This window comes from Schaalia canis, assembly GCF_003858455.1.
Lineage (GTDB): Bacteria > Actinomycetota > Actinomycetes > Actinomycetales > Actinomycetaceae > Pauljensenia > Pauljensenia canis.
This window is the reverse complement of the sequence record NZ_RQZF01000009.1, coordinates 100,768-121,952: the sequence shown is the minus strand read 5'-3', so window position 1 is coordinate 121,952 and position 21,185 is coordinate 100,768. Positions and strand designations below refer to the sequence as shown.

Below are 21,185 nucleotides of genomic sequence, written 5' to 3'. Positions count from 1 at the left end.
TGCGCTACTGAGGGCACAAAGAAGGCCAAGGTCGAGAGGATCCGCAGGACGTGAAGGTCTACCTGCTGCTCATGCTGCTGGCAATGGGGATCACCGTGCTGGTGACGCCCATTGTCCGCTTCGCATGCTTGCACTGGGGAATCGTCCCGAAACTTCGCTCCCGAGACATTCAAAGCATCCCCATCCCTCGCCTGGGCGGCATCGCCATGACTATTGGTTTCCTTATCGCGATGCTTATTGCTTCCACCATTCCCTACATGGCACCCGTGTTCTCTACCTCCGTCCCCTGGGCTGTGATGGGTGGAGCGGCAGCCATGTCAGTGCTGGGGGTCGTTGACGATGTCATTGAGCTTGATTGGTTGACGAAACTCTCGGGACAAATCCTCATCACCGGATTAATGGCCCTTTCGGGCGTGCAGCTCGTGAGCTTCCCAATCTTTGGTATCACGATTGGCTCTTCGCGCTTATCGCTTGTCCTCACCTTGCTTGTGGTCGTTGCAATTATTAACGCGGTGAACTTTATTGATGGCCTGGATGGTTTAGCCGCCGGCACTGTAGGCATCGGTGCCATGTCTTTCTTTATTTACTCGTATTCGCTCTCCGTCAAAGCTGGCGCAGCAACCTATGCCACCACTGCTTCCCTTGTTGTCATCACATTGGTGGGAGTGTGCGGTGGGTTCCTATGGTTCAACTTCCATCCCTCGTCCATCATGATGGGGGGTGGAGCTGAAACCCTCGGCTTGATCCTCGCATCGGCGGCGATTATTGTCACCGGCCAGATTGATCCTTCCGTGTTGGGCGATCAACAGCTCCTTGTCGGTTTACTTCCTGTGCTGTTGCCCCTGTCGGTGATTGTTGTGCCTATGGGAGATTTAATCGCCACTTCACTGATCCGCTTGAAGAATGGAAAAAGTCCCTTCCACGCGGATCGTTCACATTTCCATGACCGACTGCTTGCTCGCGGGCATGGGCACCGAGGAGTGGTGGCGATTCTGTGGCTGTGGACAGCCCAGGTGTCACTGTCAGCGGTGGCTCTTTTGAACTATCCCTGGCATCGCGTCGCCTTAGTGTCCTTGCCAACGCTAGTCGTGGTCTTGATTCTGACCATTGCTGAGTTTCCCTGGATGCGAGAGGCTGCGCGCAAAGCTGCCGCACATGGAAAGGACGGACATGAACGACACCCCCATGAATAAGGGCCATGCCGTAGATGAGGCACAGTCTGCGGAATATGAGAACCGGCCGGTGACGCATGGGAATCCTGCGCTTCAGCGTGCCGGAGAGAGAATCCGGGTCGTTACCCTTGTGCTGGGGGCGCTGGTCATACTGGGCATCGGCGTGTGGATGATGGTGGCCTCATCTGATCTGAGGGGGTTGACCGGCCTTTGGGCAATGGCATCCGTGGCAGCAATGGCTTTCTTTTCTGTTGGCATTGTGAAACGTGTATTCAACGCTGCGCAGGCATCACTGCCCGCATGGCTGGGGATTGGCTACCTTGGTCGGATTTTGATTGTTGCCTTTTCCCTTATCGGAGGGCGCTTGGCGGGCGCCGAGGTGCGCATTATTGGGGTCGCTCTCATCATCATGATCCTGCTGTCAACTCTTGCTGAAGTGTGGATGTTGAGCCGCGCGCGCATCCTCAACGTCGTGCCGTTGGACACGTCCCACTAACATTCAATGAGATGGCATCCAGAACCCTTGACGGGACTGGTACAGTTATCTCTGGCTGTTATTTTCGCCCTTGTAGTTACGCCGTCAGTCATCGACGCCTGAAGAGTCCGGAAGGATACCCTGTTGACGATCACCACGACCGAGGCTGAGTCAACCCGCGCCTACCGCACCCCCCTCTGGTACTGGGTGGTCTTGGCACTGATCCTGGCTGTTCTGGCTCTCACGGCCATTCCTGCTTTCACACAGGCTCCACACGCTCCGGGCATCGGTGATTTCTTCCCGGCAGCCATCTTTGGTGAAGGCACGCTCTTTGAGTTCAATCGCCTGACCCTTGCACGCTTCATTATGGGCGGCCTCCTCTGCGTTGTTGCTCTTCTTGCCGTGCGCAACCTCAGCCTTGTGCCTGGTCGCGGCCAGGCAATGATGGAACTCATCGCAGAGTTCATTCGAGGCAACATCGCCGTGGAAATGCTAGGCCCCAAGCTTGGACGCCGCTACGCGCCCTACCTGGCCATGGCCTTCATGGGCATTCTCTTCATGAACATCTCGGGCATTCTTCCCGGTATTAATATCGCTGCTACTTCTGTAGTTGCAGTGCCGATGATGTTCGCCCTCTTCACCTACATCACCTTCATTGGTGCGGGTATTCGCGCGCAGGGCGCGGGGCACTTCTTCAAGTCTCAGCTCATGCCTTCAGGTCTTCCCGCACTCATGTACCTGATCATCACGCCCATCGAGTTCCTGTCGAACTTCGTGGTGCGTCCTGTGACGCTCACCCTGCGTCTTTTGAGCAATATGCTCGTCGGCCACATCCTGTTGGGCATGTCCTACTTTGGTACGGCCGTTCTCCTGTCTGAACTCAATGCGATGACCTCGGTCGCGGCCCTCACAGGCCTGGCCATGGTTGTTATGACGGTCTTTGAGATTTTCGTGGCCTTCTTGCAGGCCTACATCTTCACGATCCTCTCAGCCGTGTACATCAAGCTGTCCGTCGAAAGTCACTGACGGTCCGACCCCACTCAGACGTCCACAGGGACGTCCCAACATGAAAAGGAAACCCACATGGGCATCTCCCTCGCCTACATTGGTTACGGCATCGCCACCCTCGGCCCCGCAATCGGCATCGGTTACCTCGTGGGCAAGACCCAGGAATCCACTGCTCGTCAGCCCGAGGTTGCTGGTCGTCTCTTCACCAACATGATCATCGGTGCCGGTATGGTCGAAGCTCTCGGCCTCATTGGTTTCGTGCTGCCCCTCGTCGTTAAGTGATGAAGACCCTCCTGGCAGCAGCGGGGGACCACGGGGCGGAGAACTCCGTCATTCTTCCCCCGCTGTACGAAGTTTTCTATGCAGCACTGATCCTGCTTCTCATCTGGGTGCTCGTCGGAAAGTACGCCCTGCCGAAGATCTACGCCATGCTTGATGAGCGTCAGGCGAAGATTGAAGAAGGCCTCGGCGCTGCCGAGAAGGCTAAGGCAGACGCAGCTTCCGCTGAGCGTCAGCGCGAAGAGATGCTGCGCGAGGCAAACGCCGAGGCGCACTCCATCCGTGACCGCGCCAGTGAAGAAGCTAAGGGTATTGTTGCCGCCGCTCGCGATGAGGCCCAGGCTGAAGCCGCCCGTATTCTTGAAAACGCTCAGCGTCAGATTGAAGCGGAGCGCGCCGCTGCTGAAGGTACCCTGCGGACCGAGGTCGGTATTCTTGCCACCCAATTGGCAGAAAAGATCGTCGGTGAGCACCTGAGTGACACGGCCCTGACTGCACGCGTTGTTGATCGTTTCCTTGACGATCTTGAGAAGGAAACGGCCGCAGCCCCGGTAGGTGGAGTGAACTGATGAGAACCTCGGGAGAAGTGGCGCTCGCAAGCGCTACTCGCACATTGAACGCCGCCCTGGCTCAGCCCGGGGTGGATGCGATGCGCGTTGCTGAGGATTTCTTCGGTCTTTCCGACCTCGTCCGCGAAGATGCTCGCCTGCGTCGAGGCATGACTGACCCGGCTCGTTCTGTCGATGACAAGCGCACTCTTTCACGAGGCGCCGTCGGCTCGGTGGTGACTGCTACCACCGCAACCGTCCTCGACGACCTGGTCGCATCGCATTGGTCAGATCCTATGGATCTGCACGATGCCTGCGAAGTTCTGGGCATCATCGCCACCATGGAAGACGCTCGCCGCAATGATGCTCTGGAAACTGTTGGTCAGGAGCTCTTTGCAGTTGCTGACTTCCTGGCAGATTATCGCGATCTGAGGCTTGAGCTTTCGGATATGGGACACGGAAATCGCCACGAGCGTGGCGACCTCGCGCAGTCGATCTTTAAGGATCAGCTGACCAAGTGGACCATGCGACTGGTGCGCCGAGGCGTTGGCCGCACCTCCCATGGACGACTGCTTTCGACCTTGCGCCGTTTCGCTGAGCGCGCTGCATCGATGATGAATAGCGTGCTTGTGTCGGTGCAGGCAGCCGCACCCATGACGGATGCTCAGATTGAGCGTCTTCGTGCAGTGCTGACCTGCAAGCTTGGTCGCGATGTCACCTTGACCGTGTCGATCGATCCGGCTCTCGTTGGCGGTTTCCGCTTTGAGGTCGGTAATACCGCACTCGATTCCTCCATTCAGACGCAGCTCAACGATCTGCGTCGCGCACTGGTTGGCTCCCGCTGACCACCCCACACGTACACACACTGCTCACAGAAGGAATGCTCAATGGCTGATCTTTCCATCAGTCCCGAGGAGATCCGGGCGGCTCTGGACTCCTTCGTGGACTCCTACCGTCCCTCTGAGGTTGCCACCGAAGAGGTCGGCTACGTCACCGAGACCGCCGACGGTATCGCCCGCGTTGAGGGACTTCCCGGCACTATGGCCAATGAGCTCCTGCGATTCGAGGACGGCACGCTGGGCGTGGCCATGAACCTCGATCAGCGTGAGATCGGCGCTGTGGTCCTGGGCGACTTCTCCAATATTGAAGAAGGTCAAATTGTTCACCGAACGGGCGAGGTTCTCTCCGTTCCCGTTGGCGACGGCTACCTGGGCCGCACCGTGGATCCACTGGGCCGCCCCATTGACGGCCTAGGCGAGATTACCGATCTTGACGGACGTCGCGCTCTGGAACTCCAGGCTCCCGGCGTTATGATGCGTAAGTCGGTGCACGAGCCCCTCCAGACCGGCTTGAAAGCCATCGACTCAATGATCCCGATTGGCCGTGGTCAGCGCCAGCTCATCATCGGTGACCGTCAGACCGGTAAGACCGCTATCGCCATCGATACCATTCTCAACCAGCGTGAGAACTGGAAGTCGGGTGACCCCACTAAGCAGGTGCGCTGCATCTACGTTGCTGTGGGTCAGAAGGGCTCTACCATCGCCTCGGTGCGTTCGACCTTGGAAGATGCCGGTGCAATGGAGTACACGACGATCGTGGCCTCCCCAGCCTCTGACCCCGCAGGCTACAAGTACATGGCTCCCTACACCGGCTCGGCTATCGGCCAGCACTGGATGTACCAGGGCAAGCATGTCCTTATCGTCTTTGATGACCTGTCCAAGCAGGCAGAAGCATACCGCGCCGTCTCCCTGCTGCTGCGCCGTCCCCCGGGCCGCGAAGCATACCCCGGCGACGTCTTCTACCTGCACTCCCGTCTGCTGGAGCGTTGTGCGAAGCTCTCTGACGAACTCGGTGCCGGTTCGATGACGGGCCTGCCCATCATTGAAACCAAGGCAAATGACGTGTCGGCCTACATTCCGACCAACGTTATTTCCATTACCGATGGTCAGATCTTCCTTCAGTCCGACCTGTTCAACTCCAACCAGCGTCCCGCTGTGGACGTGGGTATTTCGGTGTCTCGAGTTGGTGGCGACGCTCAGATTAAGGCCATGAAGAAGGTTGCCGGTACCTTGAAGCTCACCCTGGCTCAGTACCGCTCAATGGCAGCCTTTGCCATGTTCGCCTCTGACCTTGATGCTGTGACCCGTAGGCAGCTCATCCGCGGTGAGCGTCTGATGGAGCTGCTCAAGCAGCCTCAGAACTCGCCCTACGACGTGGCCGATCAGGTGGCCTCTATCTGGGCAGGTACCAACGGCTACCTTGATGACCTTGACGTCGCAGATGTCCTTCCCTTCGAAGCTCGTTTGCTTGACTACCTGCGCCAGAACTCCTCGGTGCTGACTACTATCACCGAAACCGGTGTGCTCAGTGACGAAACGGAAGCTGAACTGAAGGCTGCTGTCGAAGAGTTCCACACCCAGTGGGTGAGCGCCCGTGGTGCGATGGATCTTGACGATTCCGAGGTTGAAGCTGAGCAATCCCGCGAAGAGATCACCGTTCGTCGCGCTGGCGGAAAGGCCTGACGCATGGGTGGTCAGCAGAGGATCTACAAGCAGCGGATCGCATCTACGCGAACGCTGAGCAAGGTCTTCCGCGCGATGGAGATGATCGCAGCCTCTCGTATCGGCTCGGCTCGCCGCGCGGCGGCGGAGCTTGGCCCCTACGAGAAGGCTTTGACCCAAGCTGTGGCGGCAGTGGCCGTCCACACGGACTTGGATCATCCGCTCACTGTTCATCGCGAGGACACCTCGCGCGTGGCTGTGCTTGTTGTGGCCGCAGACCGCGGTATGGCGGGTGCCTATTCGGCAACAATCCTGCGTGAGACGGAGCGTTTGATCTCCCGTCTGCGCGCAGAGGGCAAGGAGCCTGTGCTCTACGCCTGTGGCCGACGCGCCCAGAGCTACTTCCGTTTCCGTAACGTGCCGATTGAGCGCGCCTGGGAAGGGGAGTCGGACTCGCCAACGGTGACAACCAGCCGCGAGATCGCCGCAGAACTGCTTGCGCGCTTCCTGGATAAAGATCCGGTGACAGCAGTGTCTGAGGTTCACCTTGTCTACACGCGCTTCAAGTCGATGATGAGTCAGGTTCCTGACGTCCGTCAGATGATGCCCCTGACCATCGTTGACACTCCTATCTCGGATGAGGAACGCGGAGGTGAGCTGGGGTGGACTGACAACCCCGATCTGACCTTCCCCGAATACGAGTTCATTCCTTCGGCTGAGGCCGTTCTGGATGGCTTGCTCCCCCTCTACATGGAGAGCCGCATCCATAACGTCCTTTTGCAGGCAGCCGCATCGGAGCTGGCTTCTCGTCAGCGTGCTATGCGTACCGCTGTGGACAACGCTGAAGAGCTCATCACTAAGTACACGCGCCTGGCCAACTCGGCCCGTCAGGCGGAGATCACGCAAGAAATTAGCGAGATCGTTGGCGGGGCCGACGCACTGGTTCAGGGCTGAGTGCCCATGGAAGCGGAGAAGAACACCATGACAGAAACAGTCACCGGCGGCGAGGGCCGCGTCGCGCGAGTCGTTGGACCCGTTGTCGACGTTGAGTTCCCGCCCGACCGCATCCCGCCTCTCTACAACGCTCTCCACGTGGACGTGGATCTGGCGGGACAGGGCGAGGACGAGGGCACTTTCACCATGACCCTTGAGGTCGCTCAGCACCTGGGCGATAACCTCGTTCGCACTATTGCACTGAAGCCCACCGACGGCCTCGTTCGTGGAGCAAAGGTGACCGACACCGGCAGCCCCATTACGGTGCCCGTCGGTGACGTCACCAAGGGACACGTCTTTAACGTGACCGGTGAGCCCCTCAACCTCAAGCCGGGTGAAACCCTTGAGGTAACTGAGCGTTGGCCCATCCACCGTCAACCCCCGGCCTTCGACCAGCTTGAGGCTCGCACCAAGATGTTCGAGACGGGCATCAAGGTCATCGACCTTCTTACCCCCTACGTTCAGGGTGGCAAGATCGGCCTTTTCGGCGGCGCAGGCGTGGGTAAGACCGTTCTCATCCAGGAAATGATCCAGCGCGTGGCTCAAGACCATGGCGGTGTGTCCGTTTTCGCTGGTGTTGGTGAACGTACCCGTGAAGGCAATGACCTCATCCACGAAATGGAAGATGCGGGCGTCTTTGACAAGACCGCCCTGGTCTTTGGCCAGATGGACGAGCCACCGGGCACGCGTTTGCGTATCGCCCTGACTGGTCTGACCATGGCCGAGTACTTCCGTGATGTTCAGCATCAGGACGTGCTCTTGTTCATCGATAATATCTTCCGTTTCACTCAGGCAGGTTCTGAGGTATCGACCCTGCTGGGCCGTATGCCCTCGGCTGTGGGTTACCAGCCCAACCTGGCGGATGAAATGGGTCAGCTTCAGGAACGTATTACCTCTGCAGGTGGTCACTCCATCACCTCCCTGCAGGCAATCTACGTCCCCGCTGACGACTACACCGACCCCGCTCCGGCCACAACCTTCGCCCACTTGGACGCAACCACAGAACTTTCCCGTGAGATTGCTTCCCGTGGTCTCTACCCGGCCGTTGATCCGCTGGCTTCCACCAGCCGTATCCTTGATCCGGCAATCGTAGGCCGCGAGCACTACGACGTGGCAACCCATGTCAAGGCAATTCTGCAGAAGAACAAGGAGCTTCAGGACATCATCGCCATTCTTGGTGTGGATGAACTTTCTGAAGAGGATAAGATCACCGTTGCGCGCGCACGCCGCATCGAACAGTTCCTCTCCCAGAACACCTACATGGCAGAGAAGTTCACTGGCGTTGAAGGCTCCACCGTTCCTCTGTCAGAGACCATTGAGGCATTCAAGCGCATTGCTGAGGGCTACTACGACAAGGTGCCCGAGCAGGCCTTCTACAATATCGGTGGCATCGAGCACCTCGAGCGCCGTTGGCACGAGATTGAGAAGGACGCCTGATGGCTGGGGTTCTCCAAGTTGAGGTTGTCTCCGCTGAGGGACGCCTCTGGAATGGCGTGTGCACGCAGGTCCAGGTGCCGATCCTTGACGGCTCCCTCGGTATCTTGCCGCGCCGTCAGCCTCTGCTGGCTGCTCTCGGTAACGGACAGATGACCCTGAGCACCACTGACGGTCAGAAGCGGCATTTCACCGTAGACGGGGGTTTTGTCTCTGTTGACTCTGACTTTGTCACCGTGGTCGCAAATAGCGGTTTCGAATCCTGAACACTGAAGGGTGGTTGGTCCTGGTAAAAGGACCAACCACCCTTCATTTATACTCACATCACAACGGCCTGGCCTTCGGGCCCGAGATGAAAGGGACTGTCATGACACCTCTGGGTGTTCTTGGGTGGGTACTTGCTGTACTTGGTGTACTGGCAGTTCTGGCCCTGGTGTTTATTAATGTGCGCGCACAGCGTTTGAACCGAACAATCGGTTCTTTTTCTTCTGCCCTTCAAGTGGGCGACGATGGTAAGTGGTATGCGGGTGTTGGCCAGTACGGAGCGGAAACCCTGACGTGGTATCGCCTTGTGTCAATGTCGAATCGCCCTTATTTTGTGTTGGCGCGTCGCACTCTTGAGCTTTCTCCTGCCCGACCTCATGGCACTGTCGATGGCATGCTTGAGGTCACTATCACCTCTGGTGATGAACAGTGGGATCTTGCCGTCGATCCGCAGACTTTCAACGGTTTAGTGTCCTGGGTAGAATCCGGCGCGCCTCACCATACGGCCTTCTAAGCGCGCGTCATGCGGTAGGCTCACCTGCGTGCGTGTTGTCTTTACCCGTTGCACCGTTGATTATTCCGGTCGCCTCACCGCCCACCTTGACCCTGCCCTGCGCGTCATTATGCTCAAGGGCGACGGCTCAGTTCTGATCCATTCTGAGGGAGGGTCCTACAAGCCACTGAACTGGATGACGGCTCCGTGTACGGTGACTGTGTCGGAGCCGCACGAGGATGACCACCTGAGTGACAGCACTCAGGAAGTGTGGACCGTTCAAGCAGCAAAGAGCGACGATAAGCTCGTTATTCGTATTCACGAGATTCTTCACGATGTGACCGAAGATCTCGGCGTTGATCCAGGCTTGGTGAAAGACGGTGTTGAGGCTCATCTTCAGCATCTACTCTCTGAGCAGGTCGCAACCTTGCTGGGGCGCGGCTGGGAGCTTGTCCGCCGCGAGTACCCGACGGCAATCGGCCCGGTTGATCTGTTGGTTCGTGACGCTGATGGCGTTCATGTGGCGATCGAGGTGAAGCGTCGTGGAGGGATTGACGGCGTGGAGCAGCTTACCCGCTACCTGGCGTTACTCTCGCGCGATCCGCTTTTGGAAGGCGTGCGCGGTATTTTTGCCGCTCAGGAAATTACCAAGCAGGCACGAACCTTGGCTGAAGATCGCGGCATTGAGTGCATGATCTTGGACTATGACGCGATGCGGGGCGTGGACGATGTCGAGTCACGCCTGTTCTGAAAGCCTCCCGCCACGTCCACTGGGTGTCGTCCATGTCTAATGAGTTTTCCCTCCTGCGGATGTGTTCACTGGGCCTTGTCGAGGCCACACGCACTTCCACACCTGCACAGGTCGTGCGCTCCCTTTTGGCAATGCAGGGTCAGCAGGTGTCAGCCGTTCCTCATGCCATTGCCGCGCGACTGTCAACACAGGGGCCCCGCGAGACATCAGGGACGGATGCAGCAGCCGTGTGGCAGGCTTTCGCCAGTCACCAGATTCTTCGTTCGTGGCCGATGCGGGGCACCGTCCACATTTCCACCCGTGAGGATCACCACTGGCTGCGAGCTGCGCTGGCGCACCGATACGGCCCCTCTCGTTTCACCGATGCTGAGCTGACTCGCAGCGCCGATATTGCCACTGAGGTCATCGCCCGCACAGGTGGAGCCACTCGTGCCGATCTGCGTCGTGCGTGGGAAGAGGACGGACTTATTGATCCTGCTTCGGAAGACGCTCAGGCGCGCAGACGTGCTTTCCTGCTGCGCCTCCATATTGAGGGGATAGCTGTGGGAGCGCAGCAGGTCGCAGGGGAACACCTCATCGTGGATGCGACGCAGCTTCCTGATGCGGATTCAAGTCCGGTGGGTGTTGGGGTGGCCTTTGGCCAGGCAAATCATGATGCGGCTTTGGCGCAGATTGCCGCCCGATATGCGTGGGGACATGGCCCGGTATGTGCCGCTGACCTTGCACGATGGACGGGGCTGAGTGTAAGCGTCAGTGCGCGCGCCCTGCGTCACGCGGTGGAGGCATCGGCCTCGTCACCTGCAGGCACGACGGGCGGAATTGCCATCGGCCCCCTGGTGTGGGTGCGAGCGGTCTACGAGGGCGACGTTGAAGTTGGTGTTGAACTGTGCACGCATGCCCCTTCAGCTACTGCTTCGGGGACTGCCAGGACGAAGCACGCTGGGGGAGTGGGGATGCGCGGATTCTATGTGATGCGGGCTGATTTGCTTGATATTCTCAGCGAGAATCGTCAGGAGGCAGAAGCCCTGCACTACCTTCCCTCCTTCGAGGAATTGCATGTTGGATTTAAGAACCGTTTGAGTCTGACCGATGCGGCGGGGGAGAAGCTGATTTGCCCCACGAATAATGGGCTTTTCCGACCTTTGCTTGTCGAGGGCGGCCGCGTGATTGCTGTTAACCCGGTGAATAAGGGACTGTTGTGGGCTCAGGACATTCATGTGACCGAAGATATGGATCAGCGCGTGCGCATGGCGATTGCCGACATGCGGGAGCGGCTGGGAGTTGAGGGAAATGGGAGTTGAGGGAAAGACCCTTTCGAGACTGATGTGACAGCAATATGACGTCTTTTGACGACGTTTGCGCCAAGTGCTTTGGGCAGCGGCTGAAAAGTGGGAAGATGGGAATATGTCTGACAACGTGCTGGTCCTTCGTGGACGTGTGATCCTGCCCGATACCCTCTGTGAAGACGGACTTATCCTGTGCGCTGGTGACACTATCACCGCTGTTGGTGAGCGTGACGCTGTTGTTGCACAGCATCCTGAATATGCTGATCTCCTCAGCAGCACTCCTCACTCTGGTCTGACCTATATGCCGGGCCTGGTTGATGTCCACTGCCACGGTGGCGGCGGTGAGTCTTTCCCCAATGCTTCCACCCGTGAACAAGCGATGGTCGCCATTAACGAACACCGCGCTCACGGTACGACCACTCTTGTTGCTTCGACGGTGACGGCCGCCCCTGACGTTCTCGTTGAGCGTGCCACTTTGCTGGGGGCCCTCACTGACGAGGGCGAACTTGCAGGCATCCACTTTGAAGGGCCATTCGTTTCCCACGAGCGTAAGGGCGCGCAAGATGGTACTTACATCATTGACCCCGATCCCAAGCTGACTGCCCGCCTGATTGAGGCTACCAACGGCAATACAGTCACCATGACTCTTGCGCCAGAAAAGCCTGGCATGATCGGTGAGGGCTCCGTTGTGGATGTCCTGATTGAGGGTGGCGCTTTGCCGTCGTGGGGCCACACTGACGCCGATCCTGCTGCCGCAAAGGCAGCCCTTGAATATTCCCGCGAGGTCCTTGACCGCACACCATGCCGTCGTTCCGATCGTGCGACTGTCACCCATCTTTTTAATGGGATGCGTCCTTTGCATCACCGTGACCCCGGCCCGATTGCTGAGTTCCTGGCCGATTCTTCCCAGGGCGGCGCCGTTGTCGAAATGATCTGCGATGGTATTCATCTTGATCCTGCGATTGTTCGTGAGGTCTACACCATCCTTGGTCGTGAACAGTGCGTATTTGTCACCGACGCAATGGCCGCAGCGGGTATGGCTGACGGCGAATACCAGCTTGGCCCTCAGAAGGTGCGTGTGGAGGCGGGTGTTGCCCGCTTAGCTGAGGGTGATTCCATTGCTGGAGGTACCGCACACTTGATGGACTGTGTGCGCGTTGCTGTCCAGCAGGCGCAGATTCCCTTGATTGATGCTGTCTACATGGCAACCGAGACGGGTGCGGCCATTCTTGGTGATACGAGCGTTGGTCGCCTTGAGGCCGGTCGCAAGGCTGATGTCGTCGCCGTTGATGGCGAATTGTCTGTGGTGTCTGTGTGGCGCCGCGGCACACAGGTGCGCTGATGGGACGACGTTCCTCAAAGCGTCCGTGGGGGCAGGAGCACCGACCTCTTGATATGGGGCGGCTTGCTTCTGTCCCTCGAACGGAACTGGGACCTGAAGGTGCGCCCTACCAGGTTCGTCGGGTACGCGGAGGAACGAAGGACTATGTGTGCCCTGGCTGCCTGCATACTGTGGCGGCGGGGGTAGCACATGTGGTGGCATGGCCAGAAGAAGCTCCCTTTGGGATGCCTCAGGGCCTTGATGGGCGTCGGCATTGGCATTCAGATTGTTGGGACAGAAGATTAAGGCCCCGTTGACGTCGAAATACTAGAATGTCATGAGGGATTCCGCTTTTTCGGTGAGTTTTTTCTAATAGGACGCTCTCATTCTGACAGCGTTGCCACATTTCCCGTATCGTTATTAAGGATCGCTAGCAACAGCCGTCACAAGGAGCATGACCTATGGAACGCCTTCAACAATTTGCCGCAGCACTTGTCGCTGCAGCACTGGCTGTCCTTTGCATGATTGTGGGCATCTTGGGGCTGACAGTGTGGAAGCCCGCACAGGAAGTCGTCGCCTCGGTGACGCCTTCACAGCCCTTTGTCATGACGCGAGATGGCGTCTTGCCTCTATTTGGCCAGTCAGTGAAGGTTACTGCTTCTGCTGCCCAGGATGAGGAAGTCGCCCTTGTCGTGGGCACTCCGGCCGACATTATGGGATGGATTGGCACCTCTGCTTACACCGAGATTATTGGTGTTGAGGGTGGACTCACCATGCTCAAGACCGCAGAGCATGAATCGGCCAGCACCCAGGCTGCGCAGAGTGGTCAAGCCGCACAAAGCGGTGCTCAGGATAATGCGCAGTCCCAGGCAACACCACCAGCCGATGGTGCACAGTCTGCATCGGGCACGGCTGATACCGCACAGTCTGGTGGTGGCGTTGTCAACGAGATTGTTTCCAATGACATGTGGCTGCGGGAAGTGAGTGGCAAGGGCTCTGTTTCCCTGGATTTGAAGGATGTTGCTGCAGGCCAGGCAATTATGGCAGCGAGTGAATCGGGAAATGCGGCTCCGACGATCACCCTGACCTGGGGGGTGAAGAAGACGAATGTGCTTGCAGTCTTTGCGTGGGTTCTGTCGATCCTGTTTGCTGCAATCGCAGTATTCCTGGCGTATCGCCAGTGGCGTGTGATGAACTCGCGTCATGAGCGTGCGGAACGTATTGCTGCTCGCGAGAGTGCGGATATTACGGATACTCAGGCGATTTCTCTGGAAGAGATTGCTGACTATGCAGCCTCAGCGGAGCAACGCGACAGTGATGCCTCTGGGAACGAAGGAAGGGACGCCGCAGAAAAAGCTGTTGACACGGATGTACGCGTTGAGGACGCTGCTATGAGCGAGAACATTGCATCCGAAGGACAGCCTGATGCTGATGAATACCCCGCTGACCACTCCGATAAGGAAGCAGATCTCGACGTTGAGGGTGGGGACTCGTCTATTCCGCTAGAGACGACGATTGACGTGTTCTCCTCGGTACCCGATGATGGCTGGGACCAACCGGATACTCCTGATGATGCGGGGGAAGAACCCTCTTTCGAGGCCGATGAGCTCGGCGGAGAACCTGAACCTTCTGGTGAACATGCGCCTTCTCACGACGAGGCTGCCTACCTTGAAGAATATGCTGACATGGTGGACTCCCAGGTTGGGGAAGGACACGCTGCCGATCGAGATGATCACGCCGGGCAGGGGAGTGAGGTCAGTGATGACACCGCAGACGTTCCCGTAGTGTCAAAGACCGCTGGCTCGCCGCAGGCAAATGAGGACGAACCGCGTGTACTCACCATTGGACGCCACGCAGCCAATGGCGGGCCGATCGAGGCCGATCCGCCAGAGACTGTTCCAACCGATACCGGAACCATTGATCTGTCATCGATTCGGCCAGGTGCGGCAATTTTGCCCTCGCGCCGAGCGCTGCGTGAAGCACGGGAACGCGGCCTGGAACGTTTGGTGATCGACGGTAGAGAGTTCGATACAGGTTTGCTTCCCGTGGTGACCCGGCAGGTAGACACCGGCGATGGTGACGAAAAAGTAGATGAGCCTGCAGGGGAAGAAGATTCTTCGACAAACCATGACGAGGATTCCTCATCCTCGCGACCAACAGGGCAGGCAGGGGGATGGAGTTCCCTCATGTCGTCGTGGATGAAGCGTGGTACCCACGCGAAGGAGGAAGAATGAGCAACCGACGACGTGTGAGCGCCTTACTTGCTCTCACCCTTGCTGCCTCGGGCACTTTGGCAGCATGTTCAGGTGACGTTGTGGTGGATTCTCCCACTCAGTCCGAGAGCCAGAGTGGCACGCCGAATCTTGATGCTGAGCGTATCGACACAATGCTGCGTGAGGCGCAAGAGACTATCGATGAGGCCGATAAGGCGGGGAAATCGGAGCTTCTCGCTGAACGCGTGAGCGATCCTGCGCTGAAGATGCGCGCAGCTCAGTACACCCTGGCGTCCAAGACGGGTGCTGCTGTTCCTCATCTGGATCTGACTCCGCAGCTTTTGACGGTGACAAATTCGGCTGAATGGCCGCGTGTCGTTGTCGATATTTCGAAGGCAGAAAGTGGTGCCCTTCCGGCAGCCTATGTTTTCGTTCAAGAGGATGCACGTTCTGGCTACAAGCTCCAGAACTGGACGCGACTGCTTGGCGGCACGAAGATTTCAACACTGTCTGTCCAAGAGGGCTCCCCTTACCTTGCTCCCGATGCAGCGGGGTTTGTTGTGACTCCGAAGGATGCTGTCGCTAAGTATGCTGAGGTCTTGAACTCGGGTACGGCTGGCTCGGATCTTTTCACTGCTGATGAGTTCACTCAAAACAGCTACCTCAAAACAGTGAAGGACCTTAATGAGGCAGTGTCCTCTGCTGGTACGGTAACAGCGAAGGCTCAGACAGGTGATTTCCCTGTGACCGGTGTTCTCCTGCAGGATGGGGCAGCGCTTGTATCGGGTACTGTGACCTACTCTCACACGTACGATCGCACGATTGCCCGTTCAAAGATGCAGTTGGGTGGTTCTCCTGCAGCTTTGGCAGGGGATGCCAATGTCGTGGGTAAGGTAACGGTCAACTACCTGCTGAATGTGTTGATCCGTGTTCCTGTGGAGGGATCGAACGATAAGGCCAGTGTGATTGGCGTAGAGCGGGCCATTGAATCCGTGACCCGTGATGACGCCGCGAAGCCTGAGGGAGAGTGACCCTGACGATGACACAGCCAATGGGAGCCTCTGAGCCTCAGACGCCCTTAGCTCCGGCAGATTCTCACGGGGCGATTGATTTGGCGGCGCATGCTGCCCAGGGAAGCCCTGTGGGAGTTCCTTCTGAGGGGCAGGCGCCGGTGGGTGATGCCACTCAACGCGAGGATGTGGTGAGTGTTCGTCTGGACGTGCCACTTATTACTCAAGCTGATGAGTCCACTTTCGAGTTGGTCATGTCGACCTCGCGGGCAGTGCCGGTCGTCATTGTGCTGTGGGCGCAGGCCTCTTTGGAGTCGCGCAGCACTGTCACGATGATGGAAGATGTTGCGCGGCGTTTCGCGGGTCGCTTCCAGCTTGTGGAGATTGACGCTGCTGCTTCTCCTGCGATTGCTCAGGCTTTCCAGATTCAGGCTCTGCCGACGGTGGTTGCTGTTATTGGCGGCCGCCCTGTCCCCCTCTTCCAGGGGTCTGCTGCGGCTGAGCAGGTTGTGCCGGTGATTGAGGACCTTCTGGCTGCTGCCGCGCAGATGGGTGTGACGGGCGGGGTGAAGGTGTCCGAAGCCGACACTGCCGCCCCGATCCCTGAGGAACACCTCCCTGCTCTTGCCGCAGAGGAGGCTGGGGATCTGCTGGGCGCGATTGCCGCCTGGGAGAAGGTTATTGAGCACCACCCGAAGGATGAGGCAGCGAAGGCTGCTGTGGCTCGCGTGCGCCTACTGGCGCGCCAGCAGGGCTTGTCTGACGAGGCCGGAGCCGCCGGCGAAGCCGGAGCAGAAGAAGCTGCCGCTCAGGCGGACGCCCTTTTTGCCGATGGGCAGCATGCCCAGGCTTTCGAGGTGCTCCTGGCTGCGATTGCCTCAACAGCGGGGGAGGAGCGTGACGCTGCACGACTGCGTCTCTTGGACCTGTTCCGTATTGCTGGGGCTACTGACGAGGTGCGCGTTGCCCGGCAGAAGCTTGCCACGCTGCTGATGGTCTGAGGGATCAGTTCAGCGGATCGGATTGTCCGGCATCTTCGAAGCTGCTCTCTTCGGCCTCCGAGGGAGCGCCGACAGGGGGTAGTCCTTCCTCGCTGCGGCGAAGCTCTTCGAGGTAGTCGGGTTCGGGCACGTCTTCGCGATTGAAGCTCGAATTGCGGCTACATTCCGAAAAAATCCACTCGGCCGTGACTGGATCACCGATGAAGGAATACGGCCTTGCACCCAGGATCTCGGTCTGCTCTTTGACCTGGTGGAAAAAGGCTTCTGTCTCTCGGTGATACTGCTCTGGCGAATACCCGGGTTCAACGATTCGGTTGCGCACAAAACAGGCAACAAGGATCTCGAAACGGTTGTAGTTCGAAGGATTTTCTCTGATGTCTCTGTAGAGGAACTCGATGGCGTGGTAGCCGGTTTGCTTCTGGCAGTTGCTCTCTGCGGCATCGTACACAGCCCGAGTGACAGTGGCATCGTTCCCACCATCCCCAGTGAGACTTGCGGTGAAACCGCTGACACCATTGTCGATCATGCAGGCCGAATAGACATCGAGCAGTTCGAGCATCTCCTGCTCGCTAATAATATTGTCCTCAAGAATTTTTTGGGCAAGGGGTGAGGAGGCTGAATCACGGCGCGCCCGGTCAAACTCGGCGGCATACGCCTGGCCTGAGACCTCCGCCGTGACGCCGGTGTCCTGTGGGGCTATCGTGCAGCCTGTCAGGAGGATGCTACTCAGGCAGCCGGTGGCTAGCCAACGAATGGGCGTGCCAGCGCGCAGGTACTGGCCTGAACGCCCCGCATGAACCCGCTGCATGTCCCCGCTGTCCTTTCGCCATTGCGCGCCTATGACGCGGAGGACTGTCCTGTGCTGCCGGTGTTTTCCGTCGTTTCCCCATTGCGTTCACGGCGCATCATATCGACCCATGCGGGTTCGCTGACCGCCTGGCGGTCGAAACGATGATCGCGAGAACACTCGCCGTGGATCCATTCAGCTGTGGCTGGATCACCCAGGAAGGGGAATGACGGACCTCCAGCAACAACACTATCTTCGGTGATCGCCCGACCGAAGTCCTCAGCGACCTTGTCGTACTGTTCTGCGGTGAATCCAGGTTCAAGCACCTGATTGCGCGTGAGGCACTGAACGGTGAGCGCACTCCAATTGTAGTTCTCAGGATTAACGGTGATGCTCCGATAGAGGATGCTCACCTCGAAATAACCAGTTTTTGCGATGCAATTCTCTTGAGCGCGTTCATAGACCTCCCACGGCACCGAATCATCCCACTTCAGTGAATCCGGGTCCAGCCCCTCTTGGTAGCCTGTCACGCCATTGTCCTGCATGCAGGTCGACCACAGGTCCAACATACCGATCATCTCGGCTTCGGTGATGCGATTGTCAGCGAGGATCTCTTGGGCGAGGGGAGCGTTCGCTGTGCGTTGGCGCGCTTGTTCAAAATCGGCGGCGTAGAGCTCGGCGCTGCGAGCGGCTGAAGCGTCCTCATCCCCGCCGCTCATGGCCGCACACCCCGCACTGAAAGATATGAGGGGGATGAGGGCGGCGCAGGCACCCCAACGCTTCCAATAGCGTCGGTCAGCCTGGAGGGAAGGAGACAGCAATGACGAATGCGCTGTGTGTGTCATAGGGCTCACCTATTCTTGAAGAAGGACAGGAGGTGCTTCTCGCGCACGCCGAGGGTGGCAAGGAAAGCGCCGATCAGGCATGAAGCAGCACTGAGAAACAGGTAGAGAAGCACCATCATCCACATCTGACCTTGGTCAGCGGCAGGATTGCGCAAAACCATCCAGGTCATGACGGGCAGGGCCAGAATCTGTGTGGCCGTCACCCAGATGGCGCTCTCCCACATGAACTTCACGAGGATATCCGCGCGCGCCACACCAGCATGTAGATCTGAGGAGATCTCCAAGCGCCTGCGCCACACGCTGGCAGCACCAATGAGCACACCAAGCACCGCTACAAGCCACGGCGCATAAGCACTCAGACGATCGTGAAAGAGACCATTACCGTCAAAGGTTGCGCCCAAAGAAGAATTGAAGGGGTAGAGCTTGGGGCTCAGATGCGGAAGATTCTCGCCCGCCTCAACGCTTCCACGGATCATGGAATCGAGCGCAGGGTTCATTGGCCAGGTCTCTACCCAGCATTCATCGAAGCTTCCCCGGGGTGGCACCGGCAAAAAGAGGGAGTAGGCAAAACCGGGGCGGCGCCCGTCGGCCTCGTCCCACGGGAAGATCCCCATTGTCATCGTCTGCTGGCCGCCGAGGCTGAAGCGCTCGCCAGGGCCGAGCGCTAAGGTTTCGGCCACACTTTGGGACACGTAGGCTCCCACCTGCTCGGGCGCAATGTCAGTACCCGCGCGCTCCGTCACGGGGATACGAAGGATGCGCTCCACACCGGGGGTGGACTCGTAGGTACGGATCGAGGAGGAGGGCAGTGCGTCAGCACTCACCTGCTTCTCGGGGGAACGCACGGCAACGACGGCATGAACGCCCGGCTGGCGTGAGAGCGCAAGGCAGGCGTGAGCATTGATCTTCCCCTTGGCCTCCATCACCATAATCGAGGCCATCGAGGAGCGGTAGTGCTCGGCCTGAGCATTAATCCTGCTCACCAAGAGCACGTCGGCAGCGGCCAGCCCCGTCAAGAGCACAGAGGCAACGAGCGTGAATATGACACTCCACGCAGTGCCGGTCGAGATATCGCGCCAGATTTCGCGGCGCAATGCGGAGGACTTCACGCTCCCACCTCCGCTGCTGTAATGCCCTCGTCATCATCGAAGGAGACAAAATCCGCCAAATCAATGACCGAGGAACACTGATCGCGCACCGAGGGGTCGTGAGTGGCAATAATGACCGCCACGCCACGGCTTTGCAGGGCAGTTAAAGTTCCTGCGACCTGGTGTGCGGTGCGCTGGTCAAGCTGGGCAGTGGGCTCATCAACGAGGAGCACATCAGGAGCTGCAGCAAGAGCGCGAGCAAGCATGAGACGCTGGCCCTCACCACCTGAGAGGGTCGCAAAAGGTCTGTCTGCAACATGGCTGAGCGCAAAGTCTTCCATGAGGGCCTGCGCGGCCTCCTGCGCTTGGGGAATAGTAAAACCGCGCGCAAAGAGGGGAACCATCACATGATCGATGGCGCTGCGGCGCGGCACGCCATGAGGATTCTGGAACACCCAGTTGAGTCTTGCCGGAGAGCCATCCGCGCGCGGGGCAATCTCCACTGCGCCCTCGGCAGCGCCAATCCACCCAGCAATAATGGCCAGCATCGTTGACTTCCCCGAACCCGACGGGCCAATCAACGCTGTCACGTCACCTGGCACGACCTGGGCGTTCACCGTGCGAAACAGCCACGGGCCACCGGGGAAACGGTGTCCAAGATCGCGCAGAATCACGGACATTTCAGGCCCTCCACCTGCAGGTCAACCTCGGTCAGAGGCTCGGCGGTGGTGATGAAACTTTGTCCCAGTTCAGAGGCAATGATCGTCACAGGTAGGATCTTTCCGCCACTGGAGACACATGCCGTCTCAGGCGTGACATCAAAGAGTGCCGCAGCAGGCACAGCTTGCACGTCAATGGGCTCAGCGAGCTTCCACGGTAAAGACAGCACCGCGTCCTCCTTGCCTTGCTGTTGCATCTGGCCAAAGGTGTAGGCCTCAGAAGCAACGATGGCCTGAAGGACAGTTTGATCTTCGATAATGCCGGTGTCAGGAACGGGGTAGTCCTTGCCGCTGACTTTGAGGACGCGCGAGCCGTCAACAGCTCCCGGCGGCAGGGTAATGAAGCCGCTACTTGCCCCGCCTGTGAGCGTCACCAGCTCAGCGTTGGGTTCTAGCACGTCGCCCAGGTGTGCGTTGACAGCCTTAACGTTGACCTTCTGGGCAGGCAGCCAGAAGATAAGGTCGTGGGGGATCGAGGCGGGCACACCGCCATTACCGTCATCAATGTCGAGCAGGTCAGCTAGAGCATAACGTGTGCCCCAACTTCCGCGGCCGGTGACAGCAATGTCGTAACCAAGGTTAACGAGTTCGTTTTGAAGAGCTTCAATATCGGTGCCGACTGCCTCGTCATTGATCTCGCGATAGAGAGGCGTTGCAGTATGAAGAGCGATAATGCGATGACCGTCAAGGCTGAGCATAGGAGAGCCGGAGGTGAGCTCGCTACCAGGGACAACATTCAGCGCTGTGACACGTCCGGCTCGCGGAGTGACGGCAGCATCGGCTTCTTTGATCTTGAGAGTGATGGTCACGGTGCGTTCATCAACGAAGGAGCGACTGCTCACGGCTGCTGAGGTAATGGAAGGGGGCGTGCTCAAGGAACTGGGAACTGGGGGAGCAAAGGTGAGGGCTCCGAGCGTGGCGCCCAGAGCGCCAACAATGAGGGCCCCTGTCAGGCCAAGACCAATATGCCGAAGAGATAGTGCCATGGGGGTGCTCC

The 21,185-nt window shown here is 58.5% G+C and carries 23 protein-coding genes; 18 read left to right on the top strand and 5 right to left on the bottom strand.

Annotated elements, in window-relative coordinates:
• The first annotated feature begins 50 nt into the window (after positions 1-50).
• From EII11_RS08430 to EII11_RS08345, 18 genes are all read left to right on the top strand, one after another.
• The gene (locus EII11_RS08430; RefSeq protein ID WP_124871462.1) at positions 51-1,193 is read left to right on the top strand and encodes an MraY family glycosyltransferase; all 1,143 of its coding nucleotides are present in this window, start codon (positions 51-53) and stop codon (positions 1,191-1,193) included.
• Positions 1,171-1,668, top strand: coding sequence for a hypothetical protein (locus EII11_RS08425; protein WP_124871459.1), 498 nt, complete (start codon positions 1,171-1,173; stop codon positions 1,666-1,668). The genes EII11_RS08430 and EII11_RS08425 overlap by 23 nt, the downstream gene beginning before the upstream one ends.
• Positions 1,669-1,791: 123 nt before the next feature.
• Positions 1,792-2,673 (top strand): F0F1 ATP synthase subunit A, encoded by an 882-nt coding sequence (gene atpB / locus EII11_RS08420; RefSeq protein ID WP_240623116.1) that lies wholly within the window; start codon positions 1,792-1,794, stop codon positions 2,671-2,673.
• 57 nt (positions 2,674-2,730) lie between these two features.
• Complete coding sequence (gene atpE, locus EII11_RS08415) at positions 2,731-2,937, top strand: ATP synthase F0 subunit C (RefSeq protein ID WP_124871456.1); 207 nt, start codon at positions 2,731-2,733, stop codon at positions 2,935-2,937.
• Entirely contained in the window at positions 2,937-3,503 is a 567-nt protein-coding gene (locus EII11_RS08410; protein ID WP_124871453.1) for a F0F1 ATP synthase subunit B, read from the top strand. Before atpE ends, EII11_RS08410 begins: the two co-directional genes overlap by 1 nt.
• Positions 3,503-4,327, top strand: a complete 825-nt coding sequence (locus tag EII11_RS08405; RefSeq protein WP_124871450.1) for a F0F1 ATP synthase subunit delta — start codon at positions 3,503-3,505, stop codon at positions 4,325-4,327. The genes EII11_RS08410 and EII11_RS08405 overlap by 1 nt, the downstream gene beginning before the upstream one ends.
• Positions 4,328-4,369: 42 nt before the next feature.
• Positions 4,370-6,004, top strand: coding sequence for a F0F1 ATP synthase subunit alpha (atpA, locus tag EII11_RS08400; protein WP_124871446.1), 1,635 nt, complete (start codon positions 4,370-4,372; stop codon positions 6,002-6,004).
• 3 nt (positions 6,005-6,007) lie between these two features.
• On the top strand, positions 6,008-6,937 hold the full coding sequence (locus tag EII11_RS08395; RefSeq protein WP_124871442.1) for a F0F1 ATP synthase subunit gamma: 930 nt from the start codon (positions 6,008-6,010) through the stop codon (positions 6,935-6,937).
• Between the two features lie 27 nt (positions 6,938-6,964).
• On the top strand, positions 6,965-8,413 hold the full coding sequence (gene atpD / locus EII11_RS08390; RefSeq protein ID WP_124871439.1) for a F0F1 ATP synthase subunit beta: 1,449 nt from the start codon (positions 6,965-6,967) through the stop codon (positions 8,411-8,413).
• Complete coding sequence (locus tag EII11_RS08385) at positions 8,413-8,676, top strand: F0F1 ATP synthase subunit epsilon (RefSeq protein ID WP_124871436.1); 264 nt, start codon at positions 8,413-8,415, stop codon at positions 8,674-8,676. The genes atpD and EII11_RS08385 overlap by 1 nt, the downstream gene beginning before the upstream one ends.
• 101 nt (positions 8,677-8,777) lie before the next feature.
• Entirely contained in the window at positions 8,778-9,188 is a 411-nt protein-coding gene (locus EII11_RS08380; RefSeq protein ID WP_165867124.1) for a DUF2550 family protein, read from the top strand.
• Positions 9,189-9,216: 28 nt separating this feature from the next.
• Entirely contained in the window at positions 9,217-9,918 is a 702-nt protein-coding gene (nucS, locus tag EII11_RS08375) for an endonuclease NucS (RefSeq protein WP_124871430.1), read from the top strand.
• A 32-nt stretch (positions 9,919-9,950) separates the two neighbouring features.
• A complete protein-coding gene (locus EII11_RS08370; RefSeq protein ID WP_240623115.1) occupies positions 9,951-11,219 on the top strand; it encodes a DNA glycosylase AlkZ-like family protein in 1,269 nt (422 codons plus the stop codon).
• Positions 11,220-11,322: 103 nt separating this feature from the next.
• Positions 11,323-12,546 carry an N-acetylglucosamine-6-phosphate deacetylase gene (locus EII11_RS08365; RefSeq protein WP_124871428.1) on the top strand — a complete coding sequence of 408 codons (1,224 nt, stop codon included), beginning with the start codon at positions 11,323-11,325 and terminating at the stop codon, positions 12,544-12,546.
• A 53-nt stretch (positions 12,547-12,599) separates the two neighbouring features.
• Entirely contained in the window at positions 12,600-12,842 is a 243-nt protein-coding gene (locus EII11_RS10880) for a hypothetical protein (protein ID WP_124871551.1), read from the top strand.
• A gap of 144 nt (positions 12,843-12,986) precedes the next feature.
• Positions 12,987-14,759 carry an ICP22 family protein gene (locus EII11_RS08355; protein WP_124871425.1) on the top strand — a complete coding sequence of 591 codons (1,773 nt, stop codon included), beginning with the start codon at positions 12,987-12,989 and terminating at the stop codon, positions 14,757-14,759.
• Positions 14,756-15,769: a DUF8094 domain-containing protein gene (locus EII11_RS08350; protein WP_124871422.1), complete on the top strand. Its 1,014-nt coding sequence runs from the start codon at positions 14,756-14,758 to the stop codon at positions 15,767-15,769. The genes EII11_RS08355 and EII11_RS08350 overlap by 4 nt, the downstream gene beginning before the upstream one ends.
• A gap of 8 nt (positions 15,770-15,777) precedes the next feature.
• On the top strand, positions 15,778-16,749 hold the full coding sequence (locus EII11_RS08345) for a tetratricopeptide repeat protein (RefSeq protein ID WP_240623114.1): 972 nt from the start codon (positions 15,778-15,780) through the stop codon (positions 16,747-16,749).
• Positions 16,750-16,753: 4 nt separating this feature from the next.
• On the opposite strand, the gene EII11_RS08340 is transcribed toward EII11_RS08345, so the two are convergent.
• The 5 genes from EII11_RS08340 to EII11_RS08320 are packed head-to-tail and all read right to left on the bottom strand — an operon-like array spanning position 16,754 to position 21,174.
• Entirely contained in the window at positions 16,754-17,557 is an 804-nt protein-coding gene (locus EII11_RS08340) for a hypothetical protein (RefSeq protein WP_124871418.1), read from the bottom strand.
• A 29-nt stretch (positions 17,558-17,586) separates the two neighbouring features.
• Entirely contained in the window at positions 17,587-18,381 is a 795-nt protein-coding gene (locus EII11_RS08335) for a hypothetical protein (protein ID WP_124871416.1), read from the bottom strand.
• A gap of 5 nt (positions 18,382-18,386) precedes the next feature.
• On the bottom strand, positions 18,387-19,490 hold the full coding sequence (locus EII11_RS08330) for a hypothetical protein (protein WP_124871413.1): 1,104 nt from the start codon (positions 19,488-19,490) through the stop codon (positions 18,387-18,389).
• Positions 19,487-20,149, bottom strand: coding sequence for an ATP-binding cassette domain-containing protein (locus EII11_RS08325; RefSeq protein ID WP_124871410.1), 663 nt, complete (start codon positions 20,147-20,149; stop codon positions 19,487-19,489). Before EII11_RS08325 ends, EII11_RS08330 begins: the two co-directional genes overlap by 4 nt.
• Positions 20,140-21,174 (bottom strand): hypothetical protein, encoded by a 1,035-nt coding sequence (locus EII11_RS08320; RefSeq protein WP_124871407.1) that lies wholly within the window; start codon positions 21,172-21,174, stop codon positions 20,140-20,142. Before EII11_RS08320 ends, EII11_RS08325 begins: the two co-directional genes overlap by 10 nt.
• Positions 21,175-21,185: the final 11 nt, after the last annotated feature.